This is a genomic window from Pseudomonas sp. MF6394, from assembly GCF_002018845.1.
GTDB classification, from domain to species: Bacteria; Pseudomonadota; Gammaproteobacteria; order Pseudomonadales; family Pseudomonadaceae; genus Aquipseudomonas; species Aquipseudomonas lactis.
Map to the genome: position 1 here is coordinate 254,881 of NZ_MVOJ01000002.1, position 18,234 is coordinate 273,114.

The 18,234-nt window shown below is 59.0% G+C and carries 24 protein-coding genes and 1 pseudogene; 13 read left to right on the forward strand and 12 right to left on the reverse strand.

The features are described 5' to 3' along the window. Positions 1-30: 30 nt before the first annotated feature. Positions 31-552, reverse strand: a complete 522-nt coding sequence (gene yjgA, locus MF6394_RS03855) for a ribosome biogenesis factor YjgA (protein ID WP_003188568.1) — start codon at positions 550-552, stop codon at positions 31-33. 108 nt (positions 553-660) lie between these two features. On the opposite strand from yjgA, the gene pmbA reads away from it, so the two are divergent. The 6 genes from pmbA to MF6394_RS03885 all read left to right on the forward strand — a co-directional run bounded on the left by pmbA (position 661) and on the right by MF6394_RS03885 (position 5,914). After that, positions 661-2,007: a metalloprotease PmbA gene (gene pmbA / locus MF6394_RS03860; protein WP_078466207.1), complete on the forward strand. Its 1,347-nt coding sequence runs from the start codon at positions 661-663 to the stop codon at positions 2,005-2,007. A 147-nt stretch (positions 2,008-2,154) separates the two neighbouring features. Next, a complete protein-coding gene (locus MF6394_RS03865) occupies positions 2,155-2,550 on the forward strand; it encodes a hypothetical protein (protein WP_032893559.1) in 396 nt (131 codons plus the stop codon). Beyond that, positions 2,543-3,919, forward strand: a complete 1,377-nt coding sequence (locus tag MF6394_RS03870) for a class II fumarate hydratase (RefSeq protein WP_078466208.1) — start codon at positions 2,543-2,545, stop codon at positions 3,917-3,919. The genes MF6394_RS03865 and MF6394_RS03870 overlap by 8 nt, the downstream gene beginning before the upstream one ends. Positions 3,920-3,946: 27 nt before the next feature. After that, on the forward strand, positions 3,947-4,375 hold the full coding sequence (locus tag MF6394_RS03875) for a hypothetical protein (protein WP_003188573.1): 429 nt from the start codon (positions 3,947-3,949) through the stop codon (positions 4,373-4,375). A 1-nt stretch (position 4,376) separates the two neighbouring features. After that, positions 4,377-4,988, forward strand: a complete 612-nt coding sequence (locus MF6394_RS03880) for a superoxide dismutase (RefSeq protein WP_044271631.1) — start codon at positions 4,377-4,379, stop codon at positions 4,986-4,988. Between the two features lie 32 nt (positions 4,989-5,020). Further along, positions 5,021-5,914, forward strand: coding sequence for a ZIP family metal transporter (locus MF6394_RS03885; protein ID WP_034134873.1), 894 nt, complete (start codon positions 5,021-5,023; stop codon positions 5,912-5,914). A 15-nt stretch (positions 5,915-5,929) separates the two neighbouring features. Here MF6394_RS03885 and MF6394_RS34480 read toward each other — a convergent pair. From MF6394_RS34480 to MF6394_RS03935, 11 genes and pseudogenes are all read right to left on the reverse strand, one after another. Beyond that, positions 5,930-6,016, reverse strand: a pseudogene (locus tag MF6394_RS34480) (outer membrane lipoprotein carrier protein LolA); the annotation flags it as partial. A 20-nt stretch (positions 6,017-6,036) separates the two neighbouring features. Continuing rightward, on the reverse strand, positions 6,037-6,309 hold the full coding sequence (locus tag MF6394_RS03890) for an HPr family phosphocarrier protein (RefSeq protein WP_044271635.1): 273 nt from the start codon (positions 6,307-6,309) through the stop codon (positions 6,037-6,039). A gap of 16 nt (positions 6,310-6,325) precedes the next feature. Further along, on the reverse strand, positions 6,326-7,183 hold the full coding sequence (rapZ, locus tag MF6394_RS03895; RefSeq protein ID WP_003188578.1) for an RNase adapter RapZ: 858 nt from the start codon (positions 7,181-7,183) through the stop codon (positions 6,326-6,328). A 2-nt stretch (positions 7,184-7,185) separates the two neighbouring features. Then, positions 7,186-7,650, reverse strand: a complete 465-nt coding sequence (ptsN, locus tag MF6394_RS03900) for a PTS IIA-like nitrogen regulatory protein PtsN (RefSeq protein ID WP_014716933.1) — start codon at positions 7,648-7,650, stop codon at positions 7,186-7,188. Positions 7,651-7,660: 10 nt separating this feature from the next. Next, a complete protein-coding gene (gene hpf / locus MF6394_RS03905; RefSeq protein ID WP_003171804.1) occupies positions 7,661-7,966 on the reverse strand; it encodes a ribosome hibernation-promoting factor, HPF/YfiA family in 306 nt (101 codons plus the stop codon). 75 nt (positions 7,967-8,041) lie between these two features. Beyond that, positions 8,042-9,535, reverse strand: coding sequence for an RNA polymerase factor sigma-54 (locus MF6394_RS03910; RefSeq protein ID WP_003188580.1), 1,494 nt, complete (start codon positions 9,533-9,535; stop codon positions 8,042-8,044). 184 nt (positions 9,536-9,719) lie between these two features. After that, complete coding sequence (lptB, locus tag MF6394_RS03915) at positions 9,720-10,445, reverse strand: LPS export ABC transporter ATP-binding protein (protein WP_044271639.1); 726 nt, start codon at positions 10,443-10,445, stop codon at positions 9,720-9,722. Further along, positions 10,445-10,978: a lipopolysaccharide transport periplasmic protein LptA gene (gene lptA, locus MF6394_RS03920; protein ID WP_003188584.1), complete on the reverse strand. Its 534-nt coding sequence runs from the start codon at positions 10,976-10,978 to the stop codon at positions 10,445-10,447. Before lptA ends, lptB begins: the two co-directional genes overlap by 1 nt. Beyond that, positions 10,965-11,537, reverse strand: a complete 573-nt coding sequence (gene lptC, locus MF6394_RS03925; protein ID WP_014716937.1) for an LPS export ABC transporter periplasmic protein LptC — start codon at positions 11,535-11,537, stop codon at positions 10,965-10,967. Before lptC ends, lptA begins: the two co-directional genes overlap by 14 nt. An 8-nt stretch (positions 11,538-11,545) precedes the next feature. Beyond that, complete coding sequence (locus MF6394_RS03930; RefSeq protein ID WP_003188588.1) at positions 11,546-12,070, reverse strand: KdsC family phosphatase; 525 nt, start codon at positions 12,068-12,070, stop codon at positions 11,546-11,548. Then, entirely contained in the window at positions 12,071-13,045 is a 975-nt protein-coding gene (locus MF6394_RS03935) for a KpsF/GutQ family sugar-phosphate isomerase (protein ID WP_047712598.1), read from the reverse strand. 310 nt (positions 13,046-13,355) lie between these two features. On the opposite strand from MF6394_RS03935, the gene MF6394_RS03940 reads away from it, so the two are divergent. The 7 genes from MF6394_RS03940 to murA all read left to right on the forward strand — a co-directional run bounded on the left by MF6394_RS03940 (position 13,356) and on the right by murA (position 18,033). After that, a complete protein-coding gene (locus tag MF6394_RS03940) occupies positions 13,356-14,165 on the forward strand; it encodes an ATP-binding cassette domain-containing protein (protein ID WP_003188590.1) in 810 nt (269 codons plus the stop codon). Next, positions 14,165-14,962, forward strand: a complete 798-nt coding sequence (mlaE, locus tag MF6394_RS03945) for a lipid asymmetry maintenance ABC transporter permease subunit MlaE (protein WP_003188592.1) — start codon at positions 14,165-14,167, stop codon at positions 14,960-14,962. The genes MF6394_RS03940 and mlaE overlap by 1 nt, the downstream gene beginning before the upstream one ends. Continuing rightward, a complete protein-coding gene (mlaD, locus tag MF6394_RS03950; protein ID WP_003188593.1) occupies positions 14,962-15,429 on the forward strand; it encodes an outer membrane lipid asymmetry maintenance protein MlaD in 468 nt (155 codons plus the stop codon). The genes mlaE and mlaD overlap by 1 nt, the downstream gene beginning before the upstream one ends. A gap of 11 nt (positions 15,430-15,440) precedes the next feature. Continuing rightward, positions 15,441-16,088 (forward strand): MlaC/ttg2D family ABC transporter substrate-binding protein, encoded by a 648-nt coding sequence (locus MF6394_RS03955; RefSeq protein ID WP_044271644.1) that lies wholly within the window; start codon positions 15,441-15,443, stop codon positions 16,086-16,088. Next, entirely contained in the window at positions 16,085-16,390 is a 306-nt protein-coding gene (locus MF6394_RS03960) for an STAS domain-containing protein (RefSeq protein WP_003188596.1), read from the forward strand. The genes MF6394_RS03955 and MF6394_RS03960 overlap by 4 nt, the downstream gene beginning before the upstream one ends. A gap of 114 nt (positions 16,391-16,504) precedes the next feature. Then, on the forward strand, positions 16,505-16,744 hold the full coding sequence (locus tag MF6394_RS03965; protein WP_003188597.1) for a BolA family protein: 240 nt from the start codon (positions 16,505-16,507) through the stop codon (positions 16,742-16,744). 23 nt (positions 16,745-16,767) lie between these two features. Beyond that, the gene (gene murA / locus MF6394_RS03970) at positions 16,768-18,033 is read left to right on the forward strand and encodes a UDP-N-acetylglucosamine 1-carboxyvinyltransferase (protein WP_003188598.1); all 1,266 of its coding nucleotides are present in this window, start codon (positions 16,768-16,770) and stop codon (positions 18,031-18,033) included. Positions 18,034-18,234 lie beyond the last annotated feature (201 nt).

The window sequence follows — 18,234 nt, forward strand, 5'->3', positions numbered from 1 at the left end:
GTGGCGAAGACCGCCACCCGGGGAAGAGGATCAGCGCAGGCCGCGTTGAGTCTCGTCCAGCTCACGGATGTACTTGAAGATTTTACGGCTGGTGGCTGGCGCCTTGTTATGCGCCAGCTCGTGCTGGGCCTGACGGATCAGGGAGCGCAATTGCTGGCGGTCCGCGTCCGGGTAGTCCAGTACGAATTTCTCCAGCACCGCGTCATCGCCCGAGATCAGGCGGTCACGCCAACGTTCCAGGTTGTGGAAGCGTTCGTTGTACTGGCGAGTGGAGGCATCGGTTTGATCGAGCAAAGTCAGAATGGCGTCAATGTCTTGATCACGCATCAGCTTGCCGATAAACGAGATGTGCCGTTTACGCGCGATATTCGCGGTGTGCTTGGGCGCATCGGCCAGGGCTCGACGCATTTCGTCGGTCAGTGGCAGTTTTGCAACCAAATCCTTTTTGAGCGTTGTAAGGCGCTCGCCAAGGTCAACCAGAGCATGCAGCTCACGTTTGACCTGGGTTTTGCTTTTCTCCCCATCGAGGGAGTCGTCGTAAGAATCAACCATGGTGGCAGTCCGCAAAGAAACGCCGCCATGATAACCAGTCGGGGGCCGCTTGTCCGGCCCGGTCGCTCGATGGCCATTACCGAAAGCAGAATTTGAGTGGAGAAAACCATGAGTGCAGCCCAAAGCGTCGGTCCACAAGCGTTACCGGCACTGCAGGAACAAGTCGAGCAGATCCTTGCCGAGGCCAAGCGCCAGGGGGCCAGCGCCTGTGAAGTGGCGGTGTCGCTGGAGCAAGGCTTGTCGACTTCGGTGCGCCAGCGGGAAGTGGAAACGGTCGAATTCAATCGTGACCAAGGGTTTGGCATTACCTTGTATGCAGGCCAGCGCAAAGGCTCGGCCAGCACTTCCGCCAGTGGCCCTGAGGCGATTCGCGAGACCGTCGCCGCGGCACTGGCGATTGCCAAGCACACGTCCGAGGATGAAAGCTCGGGCCTGGCCGACAAGGCGCTGATGGCCAAGGATGTGCAGGATTTTGACCTGTTCCATGCCTGGGATATCACCCCTGAGCAAGCCATTGAGCTGGCGCTGACCTGCGAAGCGGCAGCCTTCGATGCCGATGCCCGCATCAAGAATGCGGACGGCACCACCTTGAGCACCCATCAGGGCTGCCGCGTCTACGGCAACAGCCATGGTTTTATCGGTGGTTATGCCTCCACGCGTCATAGCCTCAGTTGCGTGATGATTGCCGAAGCCAACGGGCAGATGCAGCGTGATTACTGGTACGACGTAAACCGCCAAGGCGATTTACTGGCAGACCCTGCAAGCATTGGCCTGCGTGCGGCGCAACGGGCTGCAAGCCGCCTGGGCGCGCGCCCGGTGCCGACCTGCGAAGTGCCTGTGCTGTTTTCCGCTGAGCTGGCCGGTGGTTTATTCGGCAGCTTCCTGGGGGCGATTTCCGGAGGCAACCTGTATCGCAAGTCTTCGTTCCTGGAAGGCGCCATCGGCCAGAAGCTGTTCCCTGAGTGGCTGACCATCGACGAGCGCCCGCACCTGATGCGCGCGATGGGCAGTTCGTCGTTCGACGGCGATGGCTTGGCAACCTATGCCAAGCCGTTTGTCGAAAAGGGTGAGCTGGTGTCCTATGTGCTGGGCACTTATGCCGGTCGCAAGCTGGGCCTGCCAAGCACCGCCAACGCGGGCGGCGTGCATAACCTGTTCGTGACCCATGGCGATGAAGACCAGGCCGCGTTGTTGCGGCGGATGGGGCGCGGGTTGCTGGTGACTGAATTGATGGGCCATGGCCTGAACATGGTCACCGGTGACGACTCGCGTGGTGCGGCGGGCTTCTGGGTGGAGAATGGCGAGATTCAGTTCGCCGTCCAGGAAGTGACCATCGCCGGCAATATGCGCGATATGTTCAAGCAAATCGTTGCCGTGGGTAACGACCTGGAACTGCGTAGCAATATCCGTACGGGTTCGGTGCTGATCGAACGCATGACAGTCGCTGGCAGCTAATCCCTCCAGCACGTCCCAAAAGGCGCGCCATCGCAAAGATGGCGCGCCTTTTTTATTGCGGGTCTTTTCGCAAGATCAATGGGCCACTCTTGTTTTGATTCTCAATATCATTTAATAATAAATATCATTACCGAATGAGTGTGGCTCATGAGTTCTGTTCTGCATGAGGATCCCTATCTGGAAAGCTGGCGTTGGATGAGCCGCCAGATTCGCTGTGGCCTGGATCCCAATGAACCCCGCCTGATCGAGCATTACCTCAACGAAGGTCGGTACCTGGCGTGTTGCACCGCAACCCATCCGTGGACGATCGCCGAAACCTCATTTCGCTTGTTGATCGACACTGCCAGCGATATCGCCTTGCCCTGGCATTGGCGCTCCCTTTGCCTGGACCAGGCCTGGCGGCCACTGCGCGACCTGGAAAAACTCTCCCACTGTGCCTGCCGCCTCAAGCGCTGGCAGACCTTTGCCTGGCAATTGGCGAGCTGCGAATTACTGCCTTCGATTTCCGTTTCTGACTTGGTGCAAGGATCTAATGATGAGTAACACCCGTATCGAACGCGACAGCATGGGCGAACTGCGTGTGCCGCAAGAAGCTTTGTATGGCGCTCAAACCCAGCGTGCCGTGAATAATTTCCCGATCAGTCATCAACCCATGCCGGCGCAGTTCATCCGCGCCCTGATCCTGGCCAAGACCGCCGCCGCGAGGGTCAACGTCGACCTCAAGCAAATCAGCGAAGGGCAGGGCAAGGCCATTGTCGATGCCGCCCAAGGCCTGCTGGAAGGCGACTACATGCAGCATTTTCCGGTGGATATCTTCCAGACCGGCTCTGGCACCAGCTCCAACATGAACGCCAACGAAGTGATCGCGACCCTTGCCAGCCGTTTGCTCGGCGAGACGGTCAACCCAAATGACCACGTCAATTGCGGCCAGAGCAGCAACGACATCATCCCCACCACCATCCACGTCAGTGCCGCGTTGGTGCTGCACGAGCAAACACTGCCGGCCCTGTCGCCTCTGGTGCAAGTCATCGAGCAAAAAGCCGAGGCGGTTCACCCGTTCATCAAGACCGGCCGCACGCACTTGATGGACGCCATGCCGGTGCGCATGAGCCAGGTGCTCAACGGCTGGGCGCAGCAGCTCAAGGCCAATATCGGCCACTTGCAGGACCTGCTGCCGGCGCTGCAAGCACTGGCCCAGGGCGGCACGGCGGTCGGTACCGGGATCAACGCGCACCCCGAGTTTGCCGGGCGCTTCAGCCAGCAACTGAGCCTTTTGACCGGGGTGAAGTTCACCCCCGGCAAGAACCTGTTTGCGTTGATTGGCTCCCAGGACACCGCCGTTGCAGTCTCTGGCCAGTTGAAAGCCACGGCGGTGTCACTGATGAAGATTGCCAATGACCTGCGCTGGATGAACTCTGGCCCATTGGCCGGCCTCGGTGAAATCGAACTGGAGGCGTTGCAGCCGGGCTCCTCGATCATGCCGGGCAAGGTCAACCCGGTAATTCCAGAAGCCACGGCCATGGTGGCCGCCCAGGTTATTGGCAACGACACAGTGATCACCGTGGCCGGCCAATCGGGCAACTTCGAGCTGAATGTGATGTTGCCGATCATTGCCCAGAACCTGCTCAGCAGCCTGGAGTTGCTGGCCAATGCCAGCCGGTTGCTGGCGGACAAGGCCATTGCCAGCTTCAAGGTCAACGAACCCAAGCTCAAGGAAGCGCTGTCGCGCAATCCGATCCTGGTCACCGCACTTAACCCGATCATCGGCTACCAGAAAGCCGCTGAAATCGCCAAGAAGGCGTATCAGCAAGGCCGCCCGGTGATCGATGTCGCCCTCGAACACACCGACCTGCCTCGCAGCCAACTGGAAGTCCTGCTGGACCCGGAAAAGCTCACGGCTGGCGGCGTGTAATCAACGACCCTGCTTTGGAGGCTCACCATGGAGCACTGGAAACGCACGATCGAACGGGCCAATCGCTGCTTTATGGCGGGTGAGCTGGTTGACGCTCGCGAGGCCTATCTGCAAGCCCTGGCCCTGGCCCAAGTGTTGTTCGAACGCTGGGCGGATGCTGACGAAGCAGTGGCGGCTTGCGTCATTTCCCATCACAACCTGGCGGACCTGCACTTGCGCCTGAACCAGCCTGAGGAAAGCGCGGAATACCTGTGCGCTATCCATCAGCGTCTATTGCAGACCATGCAGGACCCACGCCTGAGCCCGTCATTGCGCGAGGCCGCGCTGCGCCAGAGCAGCAAGACCTACGTCGAGCTGCTGAATTTCATCAGCGATCACGGCGAATACCCACGCACTCATCGGCTGCTGGGCAGTGCTGCGACGCCAACGTCTACGTCCCACTATGGAGCACATTGATATGACTTATACCTTGCCGGCCTTGCCTTACGCCTACGACGCCCTCGAGCCGCATATCGACGCGCAAACCATGGAAATTCACTACACCAAACACCACCAGACCTACATCAATAACCTCAATGCCGCAGTCGAGGGCACTGAGTTCGCCGGCTGGCCGGTGGAGAAGCTGGTGTCCAGCGTCCAAACATTGCCTGAGAAGTTACGCGCCGCCGTGGTCAACCAAGGAGGCGGGCATGCGAACCACTCGTTGTTCTGGGCGGTCATGTCACCGACAGGGGGAGGCAAACCCGAGGGTGCGCTGGGCAAGGCCATCGACGAACAACTTGGCGGCTTTGACAGCTTCAAGGAAGCCTTTACCAAGGCGGCGTTGACGCGTTTCGGCAGTGGTTGGGCCTGGTTGAGCGTTACGCCACAAAAAACGCTGGTGGTGGAAAGCAGCGGCAACCAGGACAGCCCGCTGATGAGCGGCAATACACCCATCCTCGGTCTGGACGTCTGGGAACACGCTTACTACCTGCAATATCAAAACAGACGACCCGAGTACATCAATGCATTTTATAGCGTCATCAACTGGCCGGAAGTTGCCGCGCGCTATCAGGCGGCCTTGGCCTGACACTCACTCCATAACAAGATCTAAGGCCGACTATGGGCACTCAAACACTGGCGATCGGTAGCGTACGAATGTTTCGTTATGCGTTTGGCACGCTGCTGCTATTGGCAGGTACTGCGTTATTGGTGGCCCATGGGCTGGCCTGGTTGAACCTGGAACCGCGCATCCTGCGTGCTTTGCAGGGCGGGGCGATCTGCGCGCTCGGCACCGCGCTGGGGGCGGTGCCGGTGTTGGTGATTCGGCGCATGCCGATGGCGCTGAGCGACACCCTGCTGGGCTTTGGGGCTGGTGTGATGCTGGCGGCGACCGCGTTTTCCCTGGTCGTGCCGGGTATCGCGGCTGCTGAAAGCCTGGGGCTGTCACCCTGGGGCGCCGGTGGCCTGATCAGCTTCGGCATCATGCTCGGAGCGTTCGGCCTGTATCTGGTGGACCGCAAGGTCTCTGGCGCCAGCCCGGAAATGCTGGTGGGTACAGCGGATAAACCGGTTATCCCGCCGCGTATTTGGTTATTCGTGTTTGCCATCATTGCGCACAACATTCCTGAAGGCATGGCTGTGGGTGTTTCTGCGGGCGGAGGCATGACGGATGCTGACAGCCTCGCCATGGGCATTGCCCTGCAGGATGTCCCCGAAGGGCTGGTGATTGCGTTGGTATTGGCGGGAGCGGGAATGTCGCGGGTCAAGGCCTTCCTGATTGGCGCTGCATCAGGCTTGGTTGAACCGGTATTTGCGGTGCTCTGCGCATGGCTGGTGAGCCTTGCCGAAGTGTTGTTGCCGTTGGGTCTGGCGCTGGCCGCTGGGGCGATGTTGCTGGTGGTGACTCATGAAGTCATCCCCGAATCGCGCCGCAATGGCCATGAAAAGCTCGCCAGCCTTGGGCTGTGCCTCGGGTTTTGCCTGATGATGGTGATGGATACGGCGTTAGGCTGAGGATGGCTTTATCTATGTAGGAGCGAGCTTGCTCGCGAAAAACCTGAGAGCACTGCGTTTAACCAGGATGCCCGCGTTATCGTTGACGTTTTTCGCGAGCAAGCTCGCTCCTACCGCAGGGGTTATTCGCCTTCGTCGAAGTAGTTATTGATCAGTGCGACCAGTGCGTCCATAGCCTCCTGCTCTTGCTCACCTTCGGTTTTCAGATGGATTTTAGTGCCTTTGCCGGCCGCCAACATCATCATCGCCATGATGCTTTTGCCATCGACCATGGACTCTGGGGTGCGCCCAGCACGAATCTGGCAGGGGAACTGCCCAGCCACGCCGACGAACTTAGCCGACGCCCGGGCGTGCAGGCCCAGCTTGTTGATGATTTCAATTTCCCGAGCCGGCATCGCAGTGGTGTTCCTTTCAGCTAAGGTCGCGGTGGCGAACCTGGACGTTCTTGAGGGTTTGTTGCAGCACCTGTCCCAGCCGTTCAGTCAAATAGACCGAGCGGTGGTGGCCGCCGGTGCAGCCAATAGCAATGGTGACATAGGCCCGATTGCTGGCGGCAAAGCGCGGCAACCATTTGAGCAGGTAGCTGGAGATGTCCTGGAACATCTCTTCTACGTCTGGTTGCGCGGCCAGGTAGTCGACCACAGGCTGGTCCAGCCCCGACTGATCACGTAATTCCGGCTTCCAGTAAGGGTTGGGCAGGCAGCGAACATCGAACACTAGGTCGGCGTCTACCGGCATGCCGCGCTTGAAGCCAAACGACTCGACCAGAAACGCCGTCCCCGGCTCAGGCTGGTTCAGCAGGCGCAGCTTGATCGCATCGCGAAGCTGATACAGGTTCAGGTTGGTGGTGTTGATCTTCAGGTCGGCCAGGTCAATGATCGGCCCCAGCAGTTTGGTCTCGTCCTCGATGGCTTCGGCCAGAGAGCGGTTGGCACTGCTGAGGGGGTGGCGTCGACGGGTTTCGGAGAACCGCTTGAGCAGGGTTTCTTCGTCTGCATCCAGGTACAGCACATCGCAATGAATGTGCTTGGCGCGCACTTCTTCCAACAGTTCCGGGAACCGCGAGAGGTGGCTGGGCAGGTTGCGGGCGTCAATCGAGACCGCAACCAGGGGCTGCGCCAATTCGGTATGGATCAGTGCACGTTCCGCCAGCTCTGGCAGCAGGCCGGCCGGAAGGTTGTCGATGCAATAGAAGCCGTTGTCCTCAAGCACATTGAGGGCGGTGCTCTTACCGGAGCCGGAGCGACCGCTGACGATGATCAAACGCATGATTACTGCCCGTTTTGTTCATCCAGGACAACTTGGTACAACGCTTCATTGCTGGAGGCGCTGCGCAGTTTGTCGCGTACATCCTTGCGGTCCAGCATGCTGGCGATCTGCCGGAGCAGTTCCAGGTGCGCATCGGTGGCGGCTTCCGGGACCAGCAGCACAAACAGCAGGTCGACCGGGGCGCCGTCGATGGCGTCGAAATCAATGGGGTGATCCAAGTGCAGCAAGGCGCTCACAGGTGTTTCACAGCCTTTGAGGCGGCAGTGCGGAATGGCGATGCCGTTGCCAAAACCGGTGGAACCGAGTTTTTCACGGGCAATCAACGCTTCGAAGACATCTTGCATCTCCAGATCCGGCACTTCGCGTGCGATCAGGTTGGCAATTTGTTCGAGGGCTTTTTTCTTGCTGCCGCCCGGCACGTTCACGAGTGAACGGCCGGGGGTCAGGATGGTTTCAAGTCGGATCATGGGGGGAGAGTTAACGACCTGTACCTTGCATCAGGTGCAGATTCTTTTCCTTATGCTTTATGAGTTGGCGGTCGAGCTTGTCGTAGAGGGAGTCAATGGCCGCGTACATGTCTTCATGTTCCGCATTGGCGACGAGCTTGGCATTCGGTACGTGCAGGGTGGCCTCGATTTTCTGCTTGAGCTTATCGACCTCCATGATGACCTGCACGTTGGTGATCTTGTCAAAATGCCCCGCAAGCTTGTTCAGCTTGCTCTCGGTGTATTCACGCAGGGGCTTGGTGACTTCCAGCTGGTGTCCACTGATGTTGACTTGCATACAGCTTCTCCTTCGTTGCCAGTGCATAAAGCGGTGGGCAGGAATGCCCACCACTGGAACGCTGTGGCCCGCCCGTCACATCAACCGCTTACGCTCGCTGGAAGGCGCGATCCCAAGGGACTCGCGGTACTTGGCGACGGTTCGACGGGCGACCTGAATGCCTTGTGCCTCCAGTAAACCAGCGATCTTGCTGTCACTCAACGGCTTTTTCTGATTTTCCGCGGCAACCAGTTTTTTGATGATCGCGCGGATCGCCGTGGACGAGCATTCGCCGCCTTCGGAGGTGCTGACGTGGCTGGAGAAAAAGTATTTCAGCTCATAAATACCCCGTGGGGTATGCATGAATTTCTGCGTAGTGACCCGCGAAATCGTCGATTCATGCATGCCAACGGCTTCGGCGATGTCGTGCAGCACCAGAGGCTTCATGGCCTCGTCGCCGTATTCCAGGAAACCGCGCTGGTGTTCGACGATCTGGGTCGCGACTTTCATCAGGGTTTCGTTGCGGCTTTGCAGGCTCTTGATGAACCACCGCGCTTCCTGCAACTGGTTGCGCATGAAGGTGTTGTCGGCGCTGGTGTCAGCGCGGCGCACAAAACCGGCGTACTGCGGGTTGACCCGCAGGCGCGGTACCGACTCTTGGTTCAACTCCACCAGCCAGCGTTCGTTGTCCTTGCGCACGATGACGTCGGGGACCACGTATTCGGCTTCGCTGGATTCGATCTGCGAGCCCGGACGCGGGTTGAGGCTTTGCACCAGCTCGATGACCTGGCGCAAGTCATCTTCCTTGAGCTTCATGCGGCGCATCAGTTGGCTGTAGTCACGACTGCCCAACAGGTCGATGTAGTCACTGACCAGGCGTTGCGCTTCGGTGAGCCATGGCGTCTTGGCCGGCAGTTGGCGCAGTTGCAGCAACAGGCACTCGCTGAGTGTGCGGGCACCGATGCCGGCGGGTTCGAATTGCTGGATGCGGTGCAGGACGGCTTCGATTTCGTCCAGTTCGATGTCCAGTTCCGGGTCGAAGGCCTCGAGGATCTCGTCGAGGGTTTCGTCCAGGTAGCCCTGGTTATTGATGCAATCGATCAGGGTGACCGCGATCAGGCGATCGGTATCGGACATCGGCGCCAGGTTCAGTTGCCACAACAAGTGGCTCTGCAGGCTCTCGCCCACCGACGTACGGGTGGTGAAGTCCCACTCGTCATCATCGTTGCTCGGCAGGCTGCTGGCGCTGGTCTGGTAGACGTCTTCCCACGCGGTGTCCACGGGAAGCTCGTTGGGAATGCGTTCGTTCCAGTCGCCTTCCTCCAGGTTATCCACCGTCGGGGCGGTTTCCTGATAGGAGGGTTCCTGCACGTCGGGATTGGGTTTTTGCTCGATGTTGTCGGCCAGCGGATCTGCGTTGTCGAAGTCGTCGCCTTCTTCCTGGCGTTCGAGCATCGGATTGGACTCCAGGGCCTCCTGGATTTCCTGTTGCAGGTCCAGGGTCGACAATTGGAGCAGGCGGATGGCCTGTTGCAGCTGCGGTGTCATCGTCAGCTGCTGGCCCATTCTCAGGACTAGCGATGGTTTCATGGCAGGGGCTTAACACCTTATTCGCCGGCGCAATGCGCCATCCACGACAGGGCGCGTGAGCGCCAAACATAAGCAAATTATATGCCTGATCTCGGGGCCTTTGCCTAGAGCGCGGTAACAATAAAAAAACCGAGGTTTCCATTGACTCCCGCGCGCTCCAGGGAAAAGCGCGATACCCCTGTGTTTACAGGCGGAACTCGTGACCCAGGTAAACTTCCTTCACCAGCTCGTTAGCCAGGATCGTCTCGGCATCGCCTTCGGCAATCAGCTGACCATCGTTGACGATATAAGCGGTTTCGCAGATATCCAGGGTCTCGCGCACGTTGTGGTCCGTGATCAGCACCCCAATGCCTTTGGCCTTGAGGTGATGGATGATCTGCTTGATATCACCCACCGAAATCGGGTCGACACCGGCAAAGGGTTCATCCAGCAGGATGAATTTCGGCGCGGTCGCCAGGGCGCGGGCGATTTCCACGCGACGACGTTCACCACCGGACAAGCTCATGCCGAGGTTGTCGCGAATATGGTTGATGTGGAATTCCTGCAGCAGGCTTTCCAGCTCTTGGCGGCGGCCATCGCGATCGAGTTCCTTGCGGGTCTCGAGGATCGCCATGATGTTGTCGGCTACCGACAGTTTGCGGAAGATCGACGCCTCCTGGGGGAGATAGCCGATACCTGCCCGTGCACGACCGTGCATGGGTTGGTGGCTGACGTCCAGGTCGTCGATCAATACGCGACCCTGGTCTGCCTGGACCAGCCCGACGATCATATAGAAGCAGGTGGTTTTGCCGGCACCGTTAGGGCCGAGCAAACCGACGATCTGGCCGCTCTCGATCGACAGGCTGACATCGCGTACCACCTGGCGGCTTTTATAGGCCTTGGCCAGGTGCTGGGCTTTCAGGGTTGCCATTACTCGGCCTTCTTCTTCGGCTGGATAACCATGTCGATGCGCGGGCGCGGTGCGGTGACCTTGTTGCCGTTGGCGCGACCGGCGTTGGCGATCTGCTTGACGGTGTCATAGGTGATCTTTTCACCTTCGGTCGAGTTGCCGTCGGGGCTCAGTACCTTGGCCTGGTCGATCAGCACGATACGATTCTGCTGGGCGTGATACTGGATGGTCTTGCCGTAGCCCTTCATCGGGCCGGTGTCGGTGGCGGACTGCTTCTGCTCGAAATAAGCCAGGTTGCCCACCGACGTCACCACGTCAATGTCGCCTGCGGGGGTGCGCGTCAGAGTCACCGTGTTACCGGTAATCTTCATCGAGCCCTGGGTGATGATCACGCCGCCGGTATAGGTGGCGACACCTTTCTTGTCATCGAGCTGTGCATCGTCAGCCGAAATATGGATCGGTTGCTGGCTATCGTTCGGCAGAGCCCAGGCGCTCACGCTTCCCAGTGCTGCGCCCAGACCGAGCAAAATAGGGAGGGTTTTAACGAGCCTCATACTGTCCTCTTACGTTCGATAGCAGGTGTATCCTGCTTTCTTTCAAATACGCTTTCATTCCCTTGCCAGTCGATACACCGCCAGCGCCGTCGATTCTAACGTCTTGCTCGGTCTGCGCATATTGCTTCTGTGGGAATACGGTCATGCGACTGCTGGTAATGATGGTGTCGCGGTTCTGCGCGTCTGTACGTGCGACGCGAACCGAGTCGATCAGTTCAACTTCGGTGCCGTCCGGGTTGACCTCGCCACGCTTGCTGGTGACGTGCCAGGGAAACTCGGTGCCGCGATACAGATTCAGGTCCGGATTGGTCAGCAGGCTGACTTCGGAAGCCTTCAAGTGTTCGACCTTGTCCGATGTCATCTCATACTGCACCTTGCCGTCGGGCAGGTACTGAATGCTGTAGGCATTGGTGGCGTAATAGTCGATAAGGCCTTCGTCAACCTGCGCAACAGGCTTGTCGAGAAAGCGCTCCGGGCTGATATTCCAGTAGCCCACCGCCAGGAGCAGCGCGGCGATGACCCCGAATAACAGGAAGTTGCGAATCTTTTTGCTCAGCATATAACGCTCTATAGGTAGGCGGCGTGGGCCGCTTCAAGACTGCCCTGGGCACGCAGGATCAACTCGCAGAACTCGCGGGCGGCACCTTCGCCGCCACGGGCGGTGGTGATGCCATGGGCGTGTTCGCGCACAAACGCTGCGGCATTCGCGACGGCCATACCCAGGCCCACCCGGCGAATCACCGGCAGGTCTGGCAGGTCGTCGCCCAGATAGGCGACCTGTTCATAGCTTAGGTTGAGTTGGCCAAGAAGCTCGTCCAATACCACCAGTTTATCCTCGCGGCCCTGATACAGGTGAGGAATACCGAGGTTTTGTGCGCGGCGTTCCACAACCGGTGTTTTTCGACCGCTGATAATTGCGGTTTGCACGCCCGCTGCCATCAGCATCTTGATGCCTTGGCCGTCGAGGGTGTTGAAGGTCTTGAATTCGCTGCCGTCTTCGAGGAAGTACAGGCGGCCATCCGTCAGCACGCCGTCAACGTCGAAAATCGCCAGTTTGATGTTTTTACCGCGTTGCATCAGGTCGCTGGTCATTTACATCACTCCTGCGCGCAGCAAGTCGCCAAGGTTAAGGGCCCCGATCGGCCGATCATCGTGGTCGACCACTATAAGAGCACCTATCCGGTGGTCTTCCATGATTTTCAACGCTTCGGCCGCGAGCATTTCGGCGCGGGCGGTCTTGCCGTGAGGGGTCATCACGGCGTCGATGGTGGCGGTATGGATATCAATGGTGCGGTCCAGGGTGCGACGCAGGTCGCCGTCGGTGAATATCCCGGCCAGCCGGCCATCGGTCTCGACAATAGCGGTCATGCCCAAGCCCTTGCGGGTCATTTCCATCAGCGCATCCCGAAGCAGGGTACCGCGTGGAACGCTCGGCAGCTCGGCGCCGCGATGCATCACGTTTTCCACTTTCAGCAGCAGGCGACGGCCCAGTGCGCCACCGGGATGGGAAAATGCGAAGTCTTCAGCGGTAAACCCGCGAGCCTCCAGCAGTGCCACTGCCAGGGCATCGCCCATTACCAGCGCAGCGGTGGTGGAGGAGGTGGGCGCCAGGTTCAGCGGGCAGGCCTCGTGGGCCACGTGCACGTTCAGGTTGACGTCGGCGGCCTTGGCCAGCGTTGACTCAGGGTTGCCTGTGAGGCTGATCATCTGGATGCCCAGGCGCTTGATCAGCGGCAACAGGGTCACGATTTCGTTGGTGGTGCCGGAGTTGGACAGCGCCAAAATCACGTCATCCTTGGTGATCATGCCCATGTCGCCGTGGCTGGCTTCGGCCGGGTGCACGAAAAACGCCGTGGTCCCGGTGCTCGCCAGGGTCGCGGCGATCTTGTTGCCAATGTGGCCGGACTTGCCCATGCCGACCACCACAACGCGGCCCTTGCTGGCCAGAATCATCTCGCAGGCGCGCACGAAATCCGCGTCGATATGCGCCAGCAAGCCTTCTACGGCTTCAAGCTCAAGGCGTATGGTGCGTTGCGCGGATTGAATAAGGTCGCTGGATTGGCTCATGTCTGAAATCGTATAGCCTGACGAAAAGTCGGCGATTATAGCGGTAATGATCAATTCCCTCACACAAGTTCGTCAGGCTTTGTGCGCCGGATAACTGAAAAGCACCGTCGGTAACATAGCAAGCAACGTTTTTTCCCTGTCTCAAATCTGAACCAGCGCTGTTCCGGCCTTGGGCGCTCTGTACCAGCAGTGATATAGTTCGCCGCCAGTTCGGTCCGCCCAACCCATGTGCTCAACTATTGCGCATCTGTTGAAAACCAAAGTCGCACACATGGTGTCTGAGTGAAAGGCTGCATCCCAAGGAGATTAGATGAGTGCCGATAACGCCTACGCGGTCGAGCTGAAGGGCCTTACCTTCAAGCGCGGTACGCGCAGCATCTTCAATAACGTCGATATTCGCATTCCTCGCGGCAAGGTCACGGGCATCATGGGGCCTTCCGGTTGCGGCAAGACCACCCTGTTGCGCCTGATGGGCATGCAATTGCGCCCCAGTGCCGGGGAAGTGTGGGTCAACGGCCAGAACCTGCCGACGCTGTCGCGCAGCGATCTGTTCGATGCGCGCAAGCATATGGGCGTGCTGTTCCAGAGCGGCGCGCTGTTCACCGACCTCGATGTATTCGAGAACGTTGCCTTCCCGCTGCGCGTGCACACCCAACTGTCCGACGAGATGATTCGTGACATCGTGTTGCTGAAGCTGCAGGCCGTGGGCCTTCGCGGTGCCATCGACCTGATGCCAGACGAGTTGTCCGGCGGCATGAAGCGCCGTGTCGCCCTGGCACGGGCCATTGCCCTCGACCCACAGATCCTCATGTACGACGAGCCATTCGTGGGCCAGGACCCGATCGCCATGGGCGTGTTGGTGCGCCTGATCCGCCTGCTCAACGATGCATTGGGGATCACCAGTATCGTGGTGTCCCACGACCTGGCCGAAACCGCGAGCATTGCCGACTACCTCTATGTAGTAGGTGATGGCCAGGTGCTGGGGCAGGGTACGCCTGAAGAGTTGATGAACGCCGATAACCCGCGCATTCGCCAATTCATGACCGGCAACCCCGATGGCCCGGTGCCTTTTCACTTTCCGGCAGCGGACTACCGCTCAGATCTTCTGGGGAAGCGCTGATGCGCAAGACATCTCTTATCGAGAAGGTTCGCCTTTTCGGTCGCTCGGGCATCGACATCGTCGAAGTGCTGGGGCGTTCGACCATTTTCCTGTTCCACGCCTTGCTGGGGCGCGGCGGCATCGGCGGCGGCTTTGGCCTGCTGGTCAAGCAGCTGCACTCGGTGGGGGTGATGTCCCTGGTGATCATCGTGGTCTCCGGCGTGTTCATCGGCATGGTGCTGGCGCTGCAGGGTTTCAATATTCTGTCCAGCTACGGCTCGGAGCAGGCGGTAGGGCAGATGGTGGCCCTGACTCTGTTGCGTGAGCTTGGCCCGGTGGTCACCGCCTTGTTGTTCGCGGGGCGTGCAGGTTCGGCGCTGACTGCTGAAATCGGCAATATGAAGTCCACCGAGCAGCTGTCCAGCCTGGAAATGATCGGCGTGGACCCGCTCAAGTACATTGTTGCCCCGCGCCTGTGGGCCGGCTTCATTTCCCTGCCATTGCTGGCGATGATCTTCAGCGTGGTGGGTATCTGGGGCGGTTCGTGGGTGGCGGTTGACTGGCTGGGGGTCTACGACGGCTCCTACTGGGCCAACATGCAAAACAGCGTGACCTTCACCGGTGACGTGCTCAACGGCATCATAAAGAGCATTGTCTTTGCCTTTGTGGTGACCTGGATTGCCGTATTCCAAGGCTATGACTGCGAGCCCACTTCAGAGGGGATCAGCCGTGCCACTACCAAGACCGTTGTGTACGCCTCGCTGGCGGTACTGGGCCTTGACTTCATTTTGACCGCCTTGATGTTTGGAGATTTCTGATGCAAAACCGCACTGTGGAAATCGGTGTCGGCCTTTTCTTGCTGGCTGGCATCCTGGCTTTACTGTTGTTGGCCCTGCGAGTCAGCGGCCTTTCGGCCAGCCCTACCGCCGATACCTATAAACTTTACGCGTACTTCGACAATATCGCCGGTTTGACGGTCAGATCCAAAGTGACCATGGCCGGTGTCACCATCGGCAAGGTCACGGCAATCGATCTGGACCGCGACAGCTTTACCGGTCGGGTGACGATGCAACTGGACAAGAAGGTGGATAATCTGCCGACTGACTCCACAGCATCTATCCTCACTGCGGGGTTGCTGGGCGAGAAGTACATCGGTGTCAGCGTGGGCGGGGAAACAGCCCTGCTCAAGGATGGTTCGACCATCCACGACACACAGTCGTCGCTGGTGCTTGAAGACCTGATCGGAAAATTTTTGCTCAATACGGTCAATAAAGACGCCAAATGAGGAATCTGTTCATGATCTCTACCTTGCGACGTGGCCTGCTGGTACTGCTTGCAGCATTGCCGATGATGGCCAACGCGGCAGGTTCTGCCCACGATTTGGTGCAGGACACCACCAGCAGAATGCTGGCTGACCTCAAGGCTAACAAAGAACAGTACAAGCAAGACCCTTCCAAGTTCTACAGTGCGCTCGACGCCATCGTTGGCCCTGTGGTCGATGCTGAAGGTATTTCCAAAAGCATCATGACGGTCAAGTATTCGCGCAAGGCTACGCCTGCGCAGATGAAGACGTTCCAGGAGAACTTCAAGAAGGGCCTGTTCCAGTTCTACGGTAACGCCCTGCTGGAGTACAACAACCAGGGCATTATCGTTGACCCGGCCAAGGACGAGACTGGCGACCGTGCCGAAGTCGGGATGAAAGTCTCCGGCAGCAATGGCGCCGTGTACCCAGTGTCCTACACCCTGACGAAGATCGACGGCGAGTGGAAACTGCGCAACGTGATCATCAACGGTATCAACATCGGCAAGCTGTTCCGTGACCAGTTCGCTGACGCGATGCAGCGCAATGGCAACGACCTGGACAAGACCATCAATGGTTGGGCCGGTGAAGTGGCCAAGGCCAAGGAAGAAACCGACAAAGCTGCCGGGAAGCCTGCGCAATGACCGAGTCGGCTGTTCGTATCGGCGACGCCGGCGAGCTGTTCCTCAGCGGCGTGCTGGATTACCGCACCGGGCCTGACCTGCGCAAGCAGGGCCAGGCGCTGATCAAGGCCAGCAAGGCGCCAGAACTGGTGCTCGATTGCTCGGCGGTGACCAAGTCCAGCAGTGTCGGCCTGTCGTTGTTGCTGTGCTTCATGCGTGATGCCGAGGCGGCGAAAAAACCGGTCAGCATCCGTGCGTTGCCGGAAGACATGCGTGAAATTGCCGAAGTTTCCGGTTTGACCGAACTGCTGGCGCATCCTTAATACACATTATTAGAAAAGCCCCCCGTCAGAGTCCTGCTATGCGGGGTTCGCAGGCGCGGGGCTTTTTTGTATGATGTGCGACCCGTGCGCACTGGGCGCCGATAGAGGTTGAGCATGCAGGCCCTAGAAGTTAAGAGCTTCCTTGAAGGAAAGCTGCCGGAAACGACTGTAGAAGTTGAAGGCGAAGGCTGCAATTTCCAGCTGAACGTGATTAGCGATGAACTGGCGGCATTGAGCCCGGTCAAGCGTCAGCAGCAGATCTATGCCCATTTGAACCCATGGATCACCGATGGCAGCATCCATGCGGTCACTATGAAATTTTTCAGCCGCGCGGCCTGGGCCGAGCGCACCTGAGCCCCCAAGGCGTCGAGATTCTTATGGATAAATTGATTATTACCGGCGGTGCCCGCCTTGATGGCGAGATCCGCATTTCCGGTGCGAAAAACTCCGCCTTGCCGATCCTGGCAGCGACCCTGCTGTGCGATGGCCCGGTGACTGTGGCCAACCTGCCGCACCTGCACGACATCACCACCATGATCGAGCTGTTCGGTCGCATGGGCATTGAGCCGGTGATCGACGAGAAGCTGGCCGTCGAAATCGACCCACGCACCATCAAGACCCTGATCGCCCCGTACGAACTGGTGAAAACCATGCGTGCGTCGATCCTGGTGCTGGGCCCGATGGTTGCCCGTTTCGGCGAAGCCGAAGTGGCCTTGCCTGGCGGTTGCGCCATTGGTTCGCGTCCGGTCGACCTGCACATCCGTGGCCTTGAGGCCATGGGCGCAGTCATCGACGTCGAAGGCGGCTACATCAAGGCCAAGGCGCCAGAAGGCGGCCTGCGGGGCGCGAACTTCTTCTTTGATACCGTCAGTGTGACCGGTACCGAGAACATCATGATGGCCGCTGCCCTGGCCAACGGTCGCAGCGTGCTGCAGAACGCCGCGCGCGAGCCGGAAGTGGTCGACCTGGCCAACTTCCTCAACGCCATGGGCGCGAAGGTTTCCGGCGCTGGTACCGACACCATCACTATTGATGGGGTAGAGCGTCTGCACACCGCCACCTACAAAGTCATGCCTGACCGCATCGAGACCGGCACCTACCTGGTTGCCGCTGCCGTGACCGGTGGCCGTGTGAAGGTCAAGGACACCGATCCGACCATCCTTGAAGCCGTCCTGGAAAAACTCAAGGAAGCCGGCGCAGAGATCACCACTGGCGAAGACTGGATCGAGCTGAACATGCACGGCAAGCGGCCAAAGGCTGTCAACGTGCGTACCGCTCCGTACCCGGCGTTCCCGACCGACATGCAAGCGCAGTTCATCTCCTTGAACGCCATTGCCGAAGGCACCGGTGCCGTGATCGAGACCATCTTCGAAAACCGCTTCATGCACGTGTATGAACTGCACCGCATGGGCGCCAAGATCCAGGTCGAAGGCAACACCGCCATCGTCACCGGCATCGACAAGCTCAAGGGCGCGCCAGTCATGGCCACCGACCTGCGTGCTTCCGCCAGCCTGGTAATCTCGGCACTGTGCGCCGAAGGCGACACCCTGATCGACCGCATCTACCACATAGACCGTGGTTACGAGTGCATCGAAGAGAAACTGCAGATGCTCGGCGCAAAAATCCGCCGCGTACCGGGCTAACCCCCACTGCACTGTAGGATGTAGGAGCGAGCTTGCTCGCGAAGAACTCATGGTCACCGCGTGAAGTCTGAATAAACGCGTTATCGTTGACGTTCTTCGCGAGCAAGCTGGCTCCGACAAACACTGGTTTGTTTCAAATCGAGGCTGTCATGGCCTCGATCTGTGTCTGGCGCCGTTTGCGACCGGACAGCAATAGCCTGA